Below are 16730 nucleotides of genomic sequence, written 5' to 3'. Positions count from 1 at the left end.
ACGACTCTTTCTATCCTCTTTCCCAAATCTTTCATTTTCGAAAGATTTTCTTTTTGTCACTGTACTTAACGTCTTTTTAAGTATACAGAGAATTCGCAGCCCCCTTCTTTTGGGGAGGCGACCTTGATATACCCTCCCTCTTTTCGCAAGATTTCCCTCGCCAGATAGAGCCCAAGACCCACGCCTTCCTGCTCACAGAAACGAGGACTCCGATAAAATCTCTTGAATAAAAGAGGCGCTTCCTCTTCTGCCACGCCGGGTCCTTCATCCCGTATCCGGATCCGCACAAAAAGTTCATAGACATCCACCCGGATCGTGATCTGCGTGTTTTCCCCGGTATATTTCAGCGCATTGTCCAGGATATTATATACCGCTTCCTCTGTCCATTTCTTATCAAAACAAGCTTCCTGTGCCTGTGCCTGTTCCCATCCACACTTTTGGATCTGGATATTTCTTTCCTTCCGCTTCTTCCCGCCTCTTTCCAGCACGCTTTCTAAAAGCGGCATAAGCGGCTGCACCTTGGGAAGCAGCTGGATCGTGTTCGTCTCAAGCCGGGACATCTTTACAAGAGACTGGAGGAGAAATTCCAGCCGTCTGGTCTCCTTTAACAAATGTCCTGCCATCTCTTTTTCCTCGCCGTCCAGCCGTTCCTGCAAGATTTCCCCATACAGCAGAAGATTGGCGATCGGCGTCTTCACCTGATGGGAAATATCGGAGACGAGTTCCTGTACAGACTGTTTTTCTTTTTCTATCGTCTCTCTGCCAAGGGCGGAAGCGCTTAGAAAATGCAGCCACTTCGCTTCTAGTTTTGACAGTTCACTTTCATCATAATCCGATTCCGTAAAGGTTCCGTCGATCGCTCCGTCCAACATCTGATTCAGAACATCAAACGTCTTTCTTCCTACATATCTGCCCATTTTTCTGCTTCCTCTCTATTTCCAGACATACCCGATCCCATACACATTGAGAATGTGGCTTGGTTTAGACGGATCTTCCTCTATTTTGGCTCTCAATCTGCTGACAGCTACAGAAAGTGCATTTTCTTCTACATATTCGGCACCGTCCTGCCAGATCTTCTCCAGCATACGTTCCCGCGGCACTGTATTCCCCCTGTTTTCCAGCAAAATCCCCAGAAGTTTCTGTTCTGTCCGACTCAGGATGATCTCCTGCCCGTCTCTTTTGAACTCCCACTGTCTCGTATCCAGGTATAAATGCGCATCTTCATACCGGCTTCTTTCATATGCCGCCTGTTCCCGTCCCGCATGATTTCTGACAAGATTGGCGATCCTGGCACGCAGGACCGCCAGACTGAATGGTTTTGTCACATAATCATTCGCTCCCAGTTCAAACCCCATCACTTCCTGCATTTCCAGATCATTAGCAGTCAGGATCAGCACCGGACCATCGGTCTGCTGCCTGTATGCTTTCAAAAAATCATATCCGCTTCCATCCGGAAGATTCAGATCCAGTATCACCAGATCGTACTTCTTCTTTTTCTCCCACACAGTCTCCCTCGCCTGCGCAAGCGTCGTACAGCCTGTAAAATGATACTCTTTGCTGCCAAGACCGATGGCGATCCCTTCACGCAGCCCTTTATCGTCTTCTATAAGTAATATCTCTGCCATGTTTTTCCTCTTCTTTTTCTATATATTTACACAAAACTTTTAACACTGCAGTTCTATAGTAGCATACTTTTTTTCTGCTTAGCGGAATATTTTTATTTCACAGGAAGTAATTTCCTACTCCCAGAGGAAAAATTTTCCTACTCTCCGAAAAGATTTTATCAGCTTGTCTTCCTTGAGCCTGCTCATAAAGTATGATAGAATGTCCTCAAATATGATTGAAAACACCAGACAGAAAGGAAGAAATTATGTTTCGTCTATGGGGAAAAGAATGGAAAGACAACCGAATGGTAAAAGATATCGTAATCTGTGATGAGACAGATGACACCCGCACACACAAGATTTTTCATGCGCTGGATGCCATCTGTTATGAATTTGATCTAAGCAAGCCGATCTGGCTGGACAGTACGATCGCTGAATTCAAACGGCATGACAAGGCTCGTTTCTATCAGGACAATTTCGTAGACTCTATTGACTTTGATTATCTGGAGATCCAGATCATCGAAGAATAAGCCTCACCGACTCTTGCAGGCAGTCTCCGGCTTTTTAATCACTCATTTCTAATCGCCGCCAGAGGACTTAAGCGCATGGCCCGCAGAGCCGGAAAATATCCTGCCGTCATGCCGACCAGAACAGCAAAAGCAAGAGAAACAAGTACAAGCCACAGCGGAATATAGGAGATATTTCCGTCCAATCCGACGGCGCTGCCGTTTCCTGTCAAAAAGTTAATAACAAAGGACATCAGAAAGCTTAAGATATTTCCGATCACCCCGCCTACAAAGCCGATAAATGCCGCTTCTAAGAGGAACATCTGCCGGATATTTTTCAGGCTGCATCCGATGACCTTCATTACGCCTATCTCTTTCGTTCTCTCATAGATAGACATCATCATCGTATTGGCAATTCCGATCGCTGCCACAAGCAGAGATACTGCGCCGATCCCTCCCAATACCGCCTGTACCATGGCGAATTGTTTCTTCATGCTTTCCATATACTCTGCGTTGGTAGATACATTGTAGCCCATTTCCCGGATCTGGGCAGATAAAGCATCCACCTGATCCATATCATCTGCCTGTACGGCCGCAGAAGAATAGACAAACTTACTGTATGGCTTTCCGGATTTGGTGCTGGGCTGTCCAGGGATCACACTTCCCCGAAATTCTTTTTTCAGCATATCTTTTAATGTATCCAGATCACAATAGACATAATAATAATTGGCATTATACGCATTGACGTCGCCGTCTATGACTCCGCTCGCCTTTACCACATACTTCTTCGCTGTTTTTTTCGCCGTACCCGTTCCGCCTGTTCCATCCTGCGTATCCTGACCGCCATCTTCTCCCAGTCCCATGCTTGCGCTTTCCTTGGACTGGAAATATGTGCTCTCATCCAGGATCAAAAACAACTGATCCTGCATAAAGTCAATATCCGGCAGTTCTCCGGTTTCCCAATATCCTTTTCCTGTAGATTCTTCATAAAAAGACTGGATCACACCATTTCCCACGACCAGGTCTAAATTGGGGCTGTCAGGATCGGGGAGTTTTCCGCCCGGCGCCAAATTTAACTTCAGCTGCTTTAGGCCTTCCGGCGTCATTCCTCTTAAGTCCAGATAGCCCATATATTTTCCTTTCAACGCTATTGCATTCAGGCTCAGGACCGGTTCCGCGCTCTTGACATGCTCCATTTCTCTCAACTGCTCGATCACTTCATCTGTAATATACTTATCAGACTCCTCTTCGCCCTCCATAGAAGAATAACTGTACATACCTGTATCCGTCTGCTTTCCCGTGACGGTCAAGCTGGTCATTCCTCCCGACTGCTCGATCTCCCGGTACATAGATTCCTGCATGCCGAGTCCCAGGGAGATCATGACCACAATAGAAGCCGTGCCGATCACGACCCCAAGGACTGTCAGAAAAGTCCGCAGTTTTCGGCGTTTAAGGCTCGATATGCTCATCCTCAATAAATCGGTCCACCTCATCCAGCAGTTCCTCCTCTTCTATGGCTATCTTCTTTTTCTTTCTCACCTTGAGCACCACGATCACAATAATCACAATGAGCAGAAGTAATGCTGCGATCACTACCGGCAGGATCGGGAAGCCTCTTTCTTCTTCCATGGGCATCATCTCTGTCATATCCGCAGGTTCTGCCTGCTCTATCACAGTCAGAACGAATTCTTTCTCTATGGTAGAAGCTTTTCCTGCCTCATCTTCATAACTGACGACCATTTTACATTTTCCGTCTCCCGCTGTCTGGGAAGTTCCTGTAACGATCCCGTCGATCGTACCCGTTGCTCCGGACTCCAGGTTGCCGATAAAGATCTCTTCACCTTCGATCCCGTCGCCCTGGAATTTTGCCTTCACATTATACAGCTTGATCCGTCCCGTATTGTACAGACTACAGGTGATATTCGCTTCTTCCCCTACCGCAATACTCTCTGGAGCGATCTTGATCTCACTGAATTCAAATCTTGCTGCCTGCTTGACCGGAATCGCAAGACTTGAATTTCCCTCATACTGTGCCTGATTTCCATCCTCATATTTCATAGACATGGCAATGCTGTAAGGCTTCTGCACCAGATCCGCCCTTGCGTTCAGATCGATCGTAATATCTCTCGTCTCCCCAGCCGGGATATTCTCCAGATACACCGAACTGGATCCGGAAGAAGGCAGAAACGCCGGTGCTTCCGCTGCCGCTTCTGTCCCGGAAGAAGGCGCCTGAAAATCAAACAGCATATTCGATACGCCTGTCCAAGTCGCCGTATTCTTCACATGTACCACCAGTTTAAAATCGCTGCCTGCCTTTACCTCGCCCGGATCTGTGCTAAATCCAGTCACGATCACACGGGGAACAGAGGCGCTTCCCGTACTGCCTGCGTCCCCTCCGGCTGCCACCGGATCTCCATTGATGATCCCGGCGTCCATTCCATAAGTCTGGCTGTCACTGCCGCCTGTTCCTTCTGTCCCGGAACCGCCTGCGTCTCCCGCACCCGGTGTTTTCCCCTCTTCCTGTGGAGCAGATGGTTTCTCTGACTCTTTTGCTACTGCCTTGACAAAGATATACTTCTTGTCATCCTCATATTCATTCGTTCCGTCATCATATGTGAGTGCAAAATTCAGCCGATACGATTTGCTCTCCACATCAGAACGCACCTTAAGATCCCAGGAAACCGTTTCCTCCTGTCCGCTTGCTATGGCGTTTTGTATTTTCTTTTCGTAGTTCATGCTTTCAATCTCGAACGGCCAGTCTGCGGCATTTTCCAGGACAGGACTTATGGTTACGTTCTCGGCTTGTGCTGTGCCCTGATTCTGTATATGCAGTTCTAACTTCACCGACTGTCCTGCCTGATAAGTCGGGGTGCTCTGCCCGTTTCCTATGGAAAGCTTGATCTGCGGTATCGCCTTGCTCTCCGCTTTGACTCCTGACGGTATAAGTACGCCTGCCAGCAATAAGGCTGCGCAAAGCACACTGACTGTCCTTTTAATGATCTTCATGGTTTTTCCCTCCTAAGTTTTCTATCTTTACGATCTTTCCATCTATAATGTGGAAAACTCTGTCTGCGTACTGCGCCAGATGATTGTCATGGGTAACCATCACAAGTGTACGTTTTTGTTCTTCCACGATTTTCCGCATGAGACGCATGACATCTTCCGATGTATGAGAATCCAGATTCCCCGTCGGCTCGTCAGCGAACACGATCTTGGGGTCTGTCACAAGTGCGCGCGCTACCCCCACTCTCTGCTGCTGTCCGCCTGACATCTGGTTAGGCATATGTTTCTTATGTTTCGTAAGTTTCATCAGATCCAGCATTTTATCTGCCTTTTTCAGACGGCTGTCTCTGGCTTCTCCTCTAAAATTCAACGGCAAGGCCACATTTTCTAATGCGTTCATCGTACCGATCAGATGAAACGACTGAAAGATGAAACCTACATTTTCCCGCCTGAACTTTACCAGCGCATCCTCCTTCAGCCCTTCTATATGCTGTCCGTCTATGATGATCTCTCCTTTTGTCGGTTTTTCCAGCCCTGCCAGCATATTTAAAAGTGTAGATTTGCCGGAACCTGATGTTCCGACGATCGCGCAGAACTCCCCTTCATATATTGCAAAATCCACACCGTCCAACGCCCGCACAGCAGAATCTCCGACACGGTAGAGCTTATACAGGTTCTTTACTTCTATGATCTTCCTCACGTCACCCCTCCTTTACTTTTTCTATTCCCTTTTCAAGCTTTTATTACCTTTCTAGTCTAAAAAATAATTTGTAATATTTGTATGTGAAATTATTTAATAATTTCTTAATTTTTTACAACGCTTTTTCGCTGTTTGTGGGCATTTTTGTTGTAAATGTGTTGCCGCTTATTGGCAAATATAATTATATGTGTTATTATAATATCGTCAAGAGAGAATGATACATGAAAAGTTATTCTTCAAGGGAAGTATTAAGAAAGACAGTCGGGGCTACAGTTTAGGTAGCCCCGACTATTAAAATTATAGATTGGAGAAATACCATGAAAAAAATAGAACGTTATTTTTATCCTGCTGTTTTTACTTATGAGGAAGGAAAGGAAATTGCTGTTGTATTTCCCGATTTAGATGTCGCTACAAGCGGTGTCAATGATAATGATGCGCTTTTATCCGCTCGTGAATTGCTTGGATGTGTGATGTTTGGAATTGAGAAAGATGGTGAAGATCTTCCTACTCCTACTCGGTTATCTGACATTACAGTAGAAAAGAACGAGCGCGTTGTTTTAATTGATGTATATATGCCGTCTATACGTATGGCTAATGTCAATAAATCTGTAAATCGCACTGTTACACTTCCAGCGTGGTTAAATGCAGCTGCATTAGAACTAAATGTAAATTTTTCTCAAATTTTACAAGAAGCGTTATTACAAAAAATTCGTAAAAATTAAAAACCGCTCCTGCACCAACAGGAGCGGGCCATACATCTGAAGATGTACTAGATGTGCTATACACATTTCTCTGCAAAAATATTGTATCATCTTTAGACAGTCATCACAAACAGAACAGTCGTAATCCTTAAGGGGTTTATCCTCCTGCTACGGAAGAATACGACAATGGACACTCTGCTATGTTGATAACTGGATGATAGATTTTGCAATTCTGACTGCATATAAAACCGGAACATACGCCCCAGGAATGGATCAAGGGCTTTTTCTACCTCACTTGTTTATGTTTGCCGGAATCTAAATTTTCCTTGTATGAGTATCAAAAAAAGCCGTAAACGCTGTATTTTCAACGCTTACGGCTTCTATTAAGCAGATGACGGGAATCGAACCCGCCTCCCCAGCTTGGGAAGCTGGTATTCTACCGATGAACTACATCTGCATGGGAAATATTATAATACTTCCGTGTTAAAATTGCAAGTATTTTTCTACATCTGCGGCATAGATCTTGTATACGGCTGTCCTGTTGAGAAAAGAAAACTATTTCTTACTTCTCTGTGCTATAATAAACATACAGTGAGTATCTGTTTATGCAGATTCCGAAAAACACCATCCCCATCTGGACTTCCGTAATATATCCCTTTCAGGAGGGCTTTGTCCGGCAAGGAAAATAATTTACTATAAAAGGTAGGAGAAAAAAATGGATATTGCAAAGAAGATCGATCATACTATGTTGAAAGCAGATGCTACCAAAGAAAGTATCATCCGCTATTGCAAAGAAGCCAAGGAGCACGGTTTTGCTTCTGTCTGCGTGAATACCTGTCACGCCGCGCTCGTAGCTTCAGAATTAAAAGGCACAAAAATCAAGACATGCTGTGTAGTCGGCTTTCCCTTGGGAGCCATGATGACTACAGCAAAGGCTTTTGAAGCCTCCGAAGCAGTCAAGGCAGGAGCCGCTGAAATCGATATGGTCATCAACATTGGAGCTATAAAAGATAAAGATTGGGATTGTGTAAGAGATGACATCAAGGCCGTCGTGGAAGCTTCCAAACCAGCCATTGTCAAAGTAATCATTGAGACTTGTCTTCTCACAGAAGAAGAAAAAGTGAAAGCATGTCAGCTTTCTGAAGAAGCAGGCGCCGCCTTTGTCAAGACTTCTACCGGTTTTTCCACCGGAGGAGCTACAGTAGAAGATATAAAACTGATGAAAAAAACCGTAGGCGATCGACTGCAGATAAAAGCAAGCGGAGGTATCCGCACCCGTACATTCGCAGAAGATTTGATCGACGCCGGAGCGGATCGGATCGGAGCCGGCAACGGCATCATTCTTTTATAGACCTCACAATCTGTGTCCATAAGTGAAATTTCTGCTTCTTACATATACATTTTTACTATATTCCTTTAGGAAGAATATTTGTCTTTCGCCTCTTCCTAAAGGAGTATTTTATTCTTCAATCTGCCAGTCTACAGGCTCTATGCCGTGTTCTTCCAGGAAACGATTCGTCTGGCTAAAAGGTCGGCTTCCAAAGAAGCCGCGGTATGCCGAAAGAGGACTCGGGTGCGGTGCTTCTAGGATTAGATGTTTCGGATTATTCAACATCCGCTTCTTTCGCTGCGCCGGAGCGCCCCAAAGAATAAATACCATCGGTCTGTCCTGGCTATTCAGCGCAAGGATAGCCGCGTCCGTAAATTCTTCCCACCCTAATCCCCGATGAGAATTCGCCTGATGTGCACGTACCGTCAGTACTGTATTGAGCATAAGCACTCCCTGTTTTGCCCACTTCGTCAGACATCCATGCTGTGGGATCGTGCATCCCATATCGTCATGCAGTTCCTGATAAATATTGACCAGTGAAGGGGGAACTGCCACTCCTTTTTGCACTGAAAAACACAGCCCATGTGCCTGTCCATAATTGTGATAAGGGTCTTGTCCCAAGATCACGACCTTCACATCATGCAGAGGCGTAAGGTGAAACGCATTGAATATATCTTGCGCAGGCGGAAAGATCCTTTTCGTCTTATATTCCTCATTGATCGTCTGAAACAGTTTTTTATAATAAGGCTTTCCAAACTCCCCTTTCAGAGCGTCATACCAGTCCCCAGTTAATCCTGCCATCGTATTGTTCCTCCTTACCATTCTTTCAGACAGCCGGCGCTTTTCTCCGGCTGGAGCAATGAAAACGCTTGTCCGCACAGGCATGTATCACAAACGAACAGAGACGCCTTCTTTTCTTAGGTATTCTTTTACTTCTTTTATCTCCAATTCTTTATAATGGAATAACGATGCCGCCAGAGCCGCATCTGCCATTCCTTCTGTCAACGCTTCTTTGAAATGGCACAACTCTCCCGCACCGCCGGAAGCGATCACCGGAATATCCACTTGTTCTGCGATCGCGCGGGTCAGTTCCAGGTCATACCCTGCTTTTGTCCCATCGCAGTCCATACTGGTCAAAAGGATTTCTCCAGCGCCCAGGCTTTCCACCTTTTTCGCCCATTCTACGGCATCTATGCCTACATCGACACGGCCACCGTTTTTGTATATATTCCATCCTCTTTGATCGGGTCTTTTCTTTGCGTCAATAGCAACCACAACACACTGGCTCCCAAATTTCTCTGCCGCATCATGTATCAATTCCGGCGTATTAATGGCAGAAGAATTAATAGAAATCTTATCTGCCCCTTCTCTTAATAGGGCGCGGAAATCCTCCACCGTCCGTATTCCTCCTCCTACTGTAAAAGGGATAAACACACACTGCGCTACCTTTCTCACCATGTCCACTACAGTCTCTCGGGCATCAGAAGAAGCCGTGATATCCAAAAAAACAAGTTCATCTGCTCCTGCCTTGTCATAAGCCCTAGCAATCTCCACCGGATCCCCGGCATCTTTTAAATCCACAAAATTCACGCCTTTTACAACTCTCCCCGCATGCACATCCAGACAGGGAATGATTCTTTTTGTAAACATTTTTGCCTCCTGTTTAAAGTTCCACAAAATTTTTCAGTATCTTCAGTCCCATTTCACTGCTCTTTTCCGGATGAAACTGGCATGCAAACACATTTCCCTGTTCTACAGATGCATCGATCGATACACCATACTTTGCAGATGCTTTCACGATCTTTTCATCCGCTGCTTTCAGATAATAGGAATGTACAAAATATACATACGGATCCGCCTCTATCCCTCGAAATAATCTGCCTTCGTTTTTTAAACACAAGGAATTCCAGCCCATATGCGGAATCTTCAAACCTTCTTCTTTAGGTATACGCAAAATATTTCCCTTTAAAATTCCTAATCCCGGTACTCCAGGCGCCTCCTCGCTGCTCTCAAACAAGACCTGCAGCCCCAGGCAAATACCCAAAAAGAAGATTCCCTTGTCCACCACTTCCCGGATCACTGTATCCAGTCCGGTCTGCCTTAAATTTCTCATTGCGTCCCCAAAGGCGCCTACGCCTGGAAGGATTACCTTATCCGCCTTTTGGATCACTTCTTTTTCTCTTGTGACAAGCACATCTTGTCCCAGATGCACAAGAGCCTTTTCCACACTCTTTATATTCCCCGCATCATAATCGATTATCGCAATCATGCTTTCTGTCCTCCCATCACATACTATTAGAATGATACCATACTCATTCTGATAAGAAAAGACAGCAAATCTGTTTATTTTCCATGCCGCTGTTTACTGTTATCCAACTTATCAAAACATACACAACCAGGCACATCATTAAAAAACGGACGTCTCTATTCAGACATCCGCTTTCTGCATTCCTCCTCATCCGCCGCACATTTCGTATCTAGTTCGAACCAGAATTCTACTCCATTGTCAAAATTTCGCACTCCATAATCCTGATGGAAAGATTCCATGATTGCCTTGACGATCGACAAGCCGATTCCATTTCCTCCATATTCTCTCGTATGCGCCTTATCCACCTTATAAAACTTATCCCACAGCTTTGACAGGTCTTCTTCGGGAATCGGTTTTCCACTGTTGAACACCGTGATCCTGACCGTATCTTTTCCCGGGATCACACGGATCTCTATACGTTTTTCGTTCTCTGCATGGTGGATTGCATTGGTCAGATAGTTTCGCACTACCTGCTCTGTCTTAAACTCGTCCGCCCAGACACAGACCGGCGACTCTGCCACAAAGGACACTTGGGCTTGTGCCTGCTGTATCAAAATCTCACAGCTCGCGACAACACCCCGTATCAATCCTACAATATCAAAACGCTCAAATTCCAGATCGTCATCGCCAAACTCTAACTGGTTCAACGTCAGCAGATTTTTCACCATCTGGTTCATCTTTCCTGCCTCATCCATGATGACATCACAGTAAAATTCACGGCTTTCCGGGTCATCATTTACGCCTTCTTTCAATCCTTCCGCGTAGCCTTGTATTAAAGCGATCGGTGTTTTTAACTCATGTGAGACATTTCCCAAAAATTCTTTTCTCATATCTTCGATTTTTTCTTTTTGTTCAATATCTTTTAAGAGCTTATTATTTGCTCTTTTTAACTCTGATACCGTTTTTTCCAGCCGCTTGGACATGCTGTTAAAGCTCTCGCCCAGGATCCTGATCTCATTACTGCCTCCGCTCGTATATTTTGCATCGAAATCTAATTTTGCCATCCTCCTCGACAATTCTGCAAGCTCCAGGATCGGTTTTGTAATCTTCTTTGAGAAAAACCAGACTAAAATGCCTCCAAGCAAGATTCCCATCATACCGATATAAATCAGAAATGTATTAGCCAGATCAGCACTCTCCCGTATACTTTCCAACGGGCTTCGCATCGTAAAGAAGGAACCATCCGAAAAATATCCCCACATTTCCAGATAATCTGTCTTATTCTTTGAATCGGTGGCTTTCAGTATCTGATAGTCTTCTGTACTCTCCAACACCATCCCTTCATCCTGGTTTTTATCAAAAAAGTACCCTAACATCCTGGCAAAAAGAAGTCCTCTTTCATCCTTGATCGTAGAAAATATAATATTTCCTCCTGCCGTGTCCATGATCGATATATCAATATTCGTCTTCTCGGACTGATTCAGCACCTTATCCTGTACATTTGCCGATGTAAATTTTCCATCAGACAGAGCACCATCTATCACCTCGTATGTCTCGATCAGGTCTTTTTCCTTATGCACCACATAGTACCGTCCCAGAAAGCCAGAATTGATCACAAACATCCCTGCCAAAATACATACAATTACCCCTATAAAGATCGCCGTGATCTGACTTCTGATGGAACCTTTCATTCTTCCACCTCAAATTTATATCCCATCCCCCAGATCGTTCGGATGTAATCTCCCTTATCCTTCAGCTTACTGCGCAGTTTCTTCACATGTGTATCGATCGTTCTCGCATCTCCGAAATAATCATAATTCCAGACATTGTTCAGGATCTTTTCCCGAGACAGCGCAACGCCCTGGTTCTCCACAAAATACGCAAGCAGTTCAAACTCTTTAAAACTTAAATCTATCACCTGTCCATCGATCTTCACGATATGTGCCGTCTTATCAATCACGATCCCACCTGCCTCAAGCATTTCCCCTGCTTCTGCTCCACGGGTCCTCCTCAAGATCGCCCCTACTCTTGCCACTAAGATCTTGGGACTGAAGGGTTTGGATATATATTCATCAACTCCCAGTTCAAATCCTTGTAATTCATCCCGCTCCTCTGCCCGTGCAGTCAGCATGATGATCGGCACTTTTGATTCTTCACGTATTTCTCTGCACACTTGCCATCCATCCATTTTAGGCATCATAACATCTAGAATAACAAGCGCAATATCCCGCTGGGCATAGAAGATATCCATCGCCTCCATACCATCCCCTGCTTCTAAGACAACATATCCTTCCCTTGCCAAGAAGTCTTTTACCAACTTTCTCATCCTGCTTTCATCATCCACAACCAAAATTTTTGCTTTTTCCATACTGCACCGTCTTTCTTTTATCATTCTACACTTTTTAGTGATTCTACCATGTCAATCTGCCTTAGCTTAAAATACATTACGCCATTCACAAAGAATGAAAACGCCAGTGTGATCAAAAAACTATAAATAAAACTGCTGATATCAATATTTCTCCCAAACATCACAGACTCTATCTCCACTGTAACAATAATAAACTGATGTAAAATCTTCCCAAGCAGCATCCCAAATATACCGCCTATCACTGTCAGGATCATGTTTTCTCGATATACATATGCACTCACCTCATTATCATAGAAGCCCAGCACCTTCAACGTCGCCAATTCTCTCTTGCGCTCTGTGATATTGATATTATTCAGATTATACAGCACGACAAAGGACAGCATTCCTGCGGAAACCACAAGCACTACGATCACAATATCAAGACTGCTGAGCATATCATCCAGCCGGCTCTCTATGTCCGTTGTATAACTGACACTTAACGCGCCCGGATACTCCAACATTTCTTCCCCTATTTTCTGCGCCTGCTCTGTCGTACCATCCTGTGTCTGATAATATATAGCATTATAATCCGGCTCTTTTCCATATACCGTTTCATACAATGCCTCTGTCATATACAGATAATGGTTCATATAATTCTCACAAACACTTTTTACTTTAACCGGAATCTCTCCTTTTATATCATCCTGTATCCAGATCGTATCGCCAGGAACCACATCCAACGTCTTAGCCATCTTTTCTGTCAATATCACACTTTCGTCGTCCAGACTGTATCTTTCTTTTGTTACCCTGTCTTCAAAAATGACTAATTGGGAAAATGTGTCTGTATCTTCCGGAACATTGAGATATACGTCCCCTTGTTTCTTGCCATTATGTACTTTTACCTGGGTCAAAAGATTCTCGACCGTCTTTTTTGTTCTGTCATCCTTCTTAAGCGCCTCGTATATATCCTGCTTTTCCTGCTCTGCCGCATCTTCATTCAAGATCACATTTCCATCATATAATTGTATCTTATCATATTGCAGTATACCAATATTAAATATCGAGTCCTGCAGTCCAAATCCAACCAATAGAAGTGCCATAGACCCACCAATACCAAATATCGTCATAAAGAATCGTTTCTTATATCGCATCAGATTGCGCACGGTCGCTTTCCATATAAAACTAAAGCGTTTCCAGATAAACGGTACTCTCTCCAATACTACTCTCTTTCCTTGTTTAGGCGCAGGCGGACGCATCAATTCTGCCGCCTGCTCTCTCAATTCCCGGAAGCAGGAAAAGAAAGTCGCTCCGATCGTACAGACAAGGGCCGCCAATGAAGCCGCCGCCGCATAAGAAAAATGATAAGGGACAATGACCGTATCCATATGCGTATACATGATCCCATATGCCGTAATGATAATATACGGAAGTATCTTTTCCCCGATCAGCACACCCACTATACAGCCGCCGACCGTGGCAAAAAATGCATATCCCAGGTATTTTCCCGCGATCGCATGTCTTTCATATCCAAGCGCCTTAAGTGTACCGATAAGAGTCCTCTGTTCTTCTACCATACGGGTCATCGTCGTCAGGCTGACTAACGCGGCCACCAGGAAAAATAAAACCGGAAATACCTCGCCAATGGCTCTCATTCTGTCTGCATTGTCCCCATAACCGGTATAATCCGTAACTGCGCTGTCTCTATCATGGATATACCACTCGGCGTGTTCTATCTTCTCAACCTCATCCTCCGCATCCTGTATCTTCTCCTCACCATCTGCAAGCTTTTCTTCTGCCTCGGTCTTCCCTTCCTCGTATTCACTCCATCCGCCGGCAAGCTCTTGTTCTTTTTCTGCCAGTTCTGTCTGTGCGTCCTGCAGCTGTGTCTTTGCCTGGCTGATCTGGACCCAGCCTGCATCTATCTGTGCCTGACCAGATACCAGCTGCGTTTTCGCTTCGTCCATTTGTGTCTGTCCTGCACTTAACTGCGAAAGATATTCATTCACTTGAGACAACGCCTGCTGTCGGTACTGTTCATTAAACTGTCCCGGAAAAACTACATCCAGTTCTGCTTTTGCCTGCGCTTTTATCGTATCACGGAATGTTTCACTGTTTATCTGTGCGAGAGACGCCTCCTGCACGGCAAGTTCTGCCTTCAATCCCGCTAACTGTCCGCCGGGGTCTCCACTTTCCTCCAGCCTTTTTATCGTTTCTTCAAGCTGTGCAATGGCACTTTCTATCTGTGCTGCCTGTCCGTCCAGTTTTCCTTCCGCCGTCAGGTAAGCCTGTGATAAAGCTTCCTCATATCCCTGTTGATATGCCTCCTGGTATGTCTCATCCTTTGTAATACTGCCTGCTTCTAACGCTGCCTTTTGCTGCTCCAGCTCTGTTTTCGCCGCATCCGTCTCTTCTTGTTTTGCCGTAAGGGAAGCCCAAGCACTATCCATTTCCGCCTGCTTTGCCGTCAGTTCGCTTTCTGAAATCGCAAGTTGGCTCGCAGAACTTTCTATCTCTGCCTTTGCGCTGTCTATCTGATTCTGTCCATCCTCCAACTGCTGTTTCGCTTCTGACAGCTTTTCCTCTGCCTCTGTCTGAGCTTGTGCAAATTCCGCCTTTGCATCTGCCAGCTGTGTATTTGCCTCGTCAATGATCTCCTGATAACGTGCGTCCTCCCGTTCTTCTTTGATCCCCTCTATATGTTCTGTCACAGCCTCTACACAGTCGTCATATGCAGCGGTAAACGCCGTCAATGCCTTTGCGCCCTCTGCCGCTGCATATAGTTCTGTGTATACTTCCATGTCAAAACTCTCTGCGGGCACACTGACAAAACCGTCTACATTTCCCGTACCGATCGTCGTACTGCCTCTCTGAAAGGAAATATAACATGGACTGCTGATAGCGCCAACGATCGTAAAGGTGTCCTCTTTTAGTGTATCTGTGATCTTTGTATCTGTCCCTGAACGCAGTGTAATCGTATCCCCGATCTGAAAGCCTTCTTCAACGAGAAAATCTACGTCCACAGCACACTCCTGCGCCGTCTTGGGAAGCCGTCCCTTCTCCACTGTCACCTGGTTCATCGTCGGCAGGATAGAAGAAATATGTACCACGCTCTCTGTTTCATTTCCTGTACATAAAGCATCCACAGAATAACCGCCTTCTACCTTTTCTATGCCCTCCGTCTCTCTTAACGCTTCCACATCATCCTCTGTCAGCCCTAACGTACTGACCACTTGGATATCCATCAAATTCTTCTCATCAAAATAGGTATCTCCGGATATGCGCATATCCGGTTCAGCCGCACGAATTCCGGAAAAGAAAGCAACACCGATCGCCACAATAAAGAAGATGGACAAAAATCGTCCCAAACTGCGTCTGATCTCCATATAAAAATCTTTTCTCAGTGCTTTTCTGTTCATGTAAATGACCTACCATTCGATCTCGTCTATTGATACTGGGTTTTTATTAATCTCCATTTTAGAAACTTTGCCGTTTTTTATCTTGATCAGACGATCTGCCATCGGCGCCAGCGCAGAATTATGCGTGATAACGATCACTGTCATGCCGCGCTCCCGGCACATATCCTGCAAGAGTTTTAAAATCGCTTTTCCGGTATTGTAATCCAGAGCTCCTGTAGGCTCGTCGCACAGAAGCAGTTTCGGATTCTTAGCCAACGCTCTGGCTATGGAAACCCTTTGCTGCTCTCCGCCTGAAAGCTGTGCAGGAAAATTGTCCATTCTATCTGCAAGTCCTACTTCCCTTAGCACTTCCCGCGCATCCAAAGGCTCTCTGCATATCTGCAATGCCAGTTCAACATTTTCCAGTGCCGTCAGATTTGGCACCAGATTATAAAACTGAAATACAAAGCCAATATCTTCACGACGGTACCCCGTCAATTGCCTCGCCGAGTACTTAGTGATCTCTTCTCCGTCCACAAGCAGACTGCCCGATGTCGCTGTATCCATTCCTCCCAGGATATTGAGCACTGTCGTTTTCCCTGCGCCGCTGGGCCCCACAATAACAACAAATTCACCTTTATGAATGGTAAAATCGATTCCGTCTACGGCACGGATCTCGATTTCTCCCATTTTATAAATCTTTGTAATATCTTGAAGTTGTACGAAATTTTCCATCCCTTCATCTCCCGGACATGATATACGTTTTCTATGTTATTATACCATGCTTACATGAGAATTTAATCAAATTCAATGTAATTTCACACTTTTTTAATGTCTGCCTTGTATTACATACCCTGTCGTGCGAAACACGCCCGCCTGTAAGGCATGTGTTAGGA

15 protein-coding genes and 1 tRNA gene are annotated in these 16730 nt (G+C 45.1%); 3 read left to right on the top strand and 13 right to left on the bottom strand.

What is annotated here, in order from left to right; translation table 11 throughout:
- Nucleotides 1–65 precede the first annotated feature (65 nt).
- Entirely contained in the window at nucleotides 66–917 is an 852-nt protein-coding gene (locus WKT01_RS02600; RefSeq protein ID WP_340311400.1) for a sensor histidine kinase, read from the bottom strand.
- Nucleotides 918–932: 15 nt separating this feature from the next.
- Nucleotides 933–1625: a response regulator transcription factor gene (locus WKT01_RS02595; protein ID WP_340311399.1), complete on the bottom strand. Its 693-nt coding sequence runs from the start codon at nucleotides 1623–1625 to the stop codon at nucleotides 933–935.
- 245 nt (nucleotides 1626–1870) lie between these two features.
- Between WKT01_RS02595 and WKT01_RS02590 the strand changes: the two genes are divergently transcribed.
- Entirely contained in the window at nucleotides 1871–2134 is a 264-nt protein-coding gene (locus tag WKT01_RS02590; RefSeq protein WP_340311398.1) for a hypothetical protein, read from the top strand.
- A gap of 38 nt (nucleotides 2135–2172) precedes the next feature.
- Here the strand turns inward: WKT01_RS02590 and WKT01_RS02585 are convergent, their stop codons facing one another.
- From WKT01_RS02585 to WKT01_RS02575, 3 genes are read right to left on the bottom strand one after another with little or no spacing between them, the layout of a single operon-like run.
- A complete protein-coding gene (locus WKT01_RS02585; RefSeq protein WP_340311397.1) occupies nucleotides 2173–3603 on the bottom strand; it encodes an ABC transporter permease in 1431 nt (476 codons plus the stop codon).
- Nucleotides 3560–5116: a COG1361 S-layer family protein gene (locus WKT01_RS02580; protein ID WP_340311396.1), complete on the bottom strand. Its 1557-nt coding sequence runs from the start codon at nucleotides 5114–5116 to the stop codon at nucleotides 3560–3562. The genes WKT01_RS02585 and WKT01_RS02580 overlap by 44 nt, the downstream gene beginning before the upstream one ends.
- Complete coding sequence (locus tag WKT01_RS02575; RefSeq protein WP_340311395.1) at nucleotides 5103–5813, bottom strand: ABC transporter ATP-binding protein; 711 nt, start codon at nucleotides 5811–5813, stop codon at nucleotides 5103–5105. The genes WKT01_RS02580 and WKT01_RS02575 overlap by 14 nt, the downstream gene beginning before the upstream one ends.
- A 317-nt stretch (nucleotides 5814–6130) precedes the next feature.
- Between WKT01_RS02575 and WKT01_RS02570 the strand changes: the two genes are divergently transcribed.
- Nucleotides 6131–6535, top strand: a complete 405-nt coding sequence (locus tag WKT01_RS02570) for a type II toxin-antitoxin system HicB family antitoxin (RefSeq protein ID WP_059067698.1) — start codon at nucleotides 6131–6133, stop codon at nucleotides 6533–6535.
- 365 nt (nucleotides 6536–6900) lie between these two features.
- Here WKT01_RS02570 and WKT01_RS02565 read toward each other — a convergent pair.
- A tRNA-Gly gene (locus tag WKT01_RS02565) sits at nucleotides 6901–6971 on the bottom strand.
- 258 nt (nucleotides 6972–7229) lie between these two features.
- Here WKT01_RS02565 and deoC point away from each other — a divergent pair.
- Entirely contained in the window at nucleotides 7230–7865 is a 636-nt protein-coding gene (deoC, locus tag WKT01_RS02560; RefSeq protein WP_117973884.1) for a deoxyribose-phosphate aldolase, read from the top strand.
- Between the two features lie 108 nt (nucleotides 7866–7973).
- On the opposite strand, the gene WKT01_RS02555 is transcribed toward deoC, so the two are convergent.
- From WKT01_RS02555 to WKT01_RS02525, 7 genes are all read right to left on the bottom strand, one after another.
- Complete coding sequence (locus WKT01_RS02555; RefSeq protein ID WP_059067694.1) at nucleotides 7974–8645, bottom strand: uracil-DNA glycosylase; 672 nt, start codon at nucleotides 8643–8645, stop codon at nucleotides 7974–7976.
- Nucleotides 8646–8732: 87 nt separating this feature from the next.
- On the bottom strand, nucleotides 8733–9494 hold the full coding sequence (gene hisF / locus WKT01_RS02550) for an imidazole glycerol phosphate synthase subunit HisF (RefSeq protein ID WP_059067692.1): 762 nt from the start codon (nucleotides 9492–9494) through the stop codon (nucleotides 8733–8735).
- Between the two features lie 13 nt (nucleotides 9495–9507).
- Entirely contained in the window at nucleotides 9508–10113 is a 606-nt protein-coding gene (gene hisH, locus WKT01_RS02545; protein WP_059067690.1) for an imidazole glycerol phosphate synthase subunit HisH, read from the bottom strand.
- A gap of 155 nt (nucleotides 10114–10268) precedes the next feature.
- The gene (locus tag WKT01_RS02540) at nucleotides 10269–11783 is read right to left on the bottom strand and encodes a sensor histidine kinase (protein ID WP_059067689.1); all 1515 of its coding nucleotides are present in this window, start codon (nucleotides 11781–11783) and stop codon (nucleotides 10269–10271) included.
- A complete protein-coding gene (locus WKT01_RS02535) occupies nucleotides 11780–12460 on the bottom strand; it encodes a response regulator transcription factor (protein WP_059070320.1) in 681 nt (226 codons plus the stop codon). Before WKT01_RS02535 ends, WKT01_RS02540 begins: the two co-directional genes overlap by 4 nt.
- Nucleotides 12461–12480: 20 nt before the next feature.
- The gene (locus WKT01_RS02530) at nucleotides 12481–15855 is read right to left on the bottom strand and encodes an FtsX-like permease family protein (RefSeq protein ID WP_340311394.1); all 3375 of its coding nucleotides are present in this window, start codon (nucleotides 15853–15855) and stop codon (nucleotides 12481–12483) included.
- A 9-nt stretch (nucleotides 15856–15864) separates the two neighbouring features.
- Nucleotides 15865–16569 (bottom strand): ABC transporter ATP-binding protein, encoded by a 705-nt coding sequence (locus tag WKT01_RS02525; RefSeq protein WP_059067685.1) that lies wholly within the window; start codon nucleotides 16567–16569, stop codon nucleotides 15865–15867.
- Nucleotides 16570–16730 lie beyond the last annotated feature (161 nt).

The sequence above is a fragment of the Mediterraneibacter sp. ICN-202921 genome (assembly GCF_037890075.1).
Lineage (GTDB): Bacteria > Bacillota > Clostridia > Lachnospirales > Lachnospiraceae > Mediterraneibacter > Mediterraneibacter massiliensis.
This window is presented reverse-complemented; position numbering and strand designations above follow the sequence as displayed.

Bases quoted from the DNA above. Each gene is read 5' to 3' on its own strand.
- WKT01_RS02600 (WP_340311400.1), bottom strand. From the start codon at position 917: ATGGGCAGATATGTAGGAAGAAAGACGTTTGATGTTCTGAATCAGATG.
- WKT01_RS02595 (WP_340311399.1), bottom strand. From the start codon at position 1,625: ATGGCAGAGATATTACTTATAGAAGACGATAAAGGGCTGCGTGAAGGG.
- WKT01_RS02590 (WP_340311398.1), top strand. From the start codon at position 1,871: ATGTTTCGTCTATGGGGAAAAGAATGGAAAGACAACCGAATGGTAAAA.
- WKT01_RS02585 (WP_340311397.1), bottom strand. From the start codon at position 3,603: ATGAGGTGGACCGATTTATTGAGGATGAGCATATCGAGCCTTAAACGC.
- WKT01_RS02580 (WP_340311396.1), bottom strand. From the start codon at position 5,116: ATGAAGATCATTAAAAGGACAGTCAGTGTGCTTTGCGCAGCCTTATTG.
- WKT01_RS02570 (WP_059067698.1), top strand. From the start codon at position 6,131: ATGAAAAAAATAGAACGTTATTTTTATCCTGCTGTTTTTACTTATGAG.
- deoC (WP_117973884.1), top strand. From the start codon at position 7,230: ATGGATATTGCAAAGAAGATCGATCATACTATGTTGAAAGCAGATGCT.
- WKT01_RS02555 (WP_059067694.1), bottom strand. From the start codon at position 8,645: ATGGCAGGATTAACTGGGGACTGGTATGACGCTCTGAAAGGGGAGTTT.
- hisF (WP_059067692.1), bottom strand. From the start codon at position 9,494: ATGTTTACAAAAAGAATCATTCCCTGTCTGGATGTGCATGCGGGGAGA.
- hisH (WP_059067690.1), bottom strand. From the start codon at position 10,113: ATGATTGCGATAATCGATTATGATGCGGGGAATATAAAGAGTGTGGAA.
- WKT01_RS02540 (WP_059067689.1), bottom strand. From the start codon at position 11,783: ATGAAAGGTTCCATCAGAAGTCAGATCACGGCGATCTTTATAGGGGTA.
- WKT01_RS02535 (WP_059070320.1), bottom strand. From the start codon at position 12,460: ATGGAAAAAGCAAAAATTTTGGTTGTGGATGATGAAAGCAGGATGAGA.
- WKT01_RS02530 (WP_340311394.1), bottom strand. From the start codon at position 15,855: ATGAACAGAAAAGCACTGAGAAAAGATTTTTATATGGAGATCAGACGC.
- WKT01_RS02525 (WP_059067685.1), bottom strand. From the start codon at position 16,569: ATGGAAAATTTCGTACAACTTCAAGATATTACAAAGATTTATAAAATG.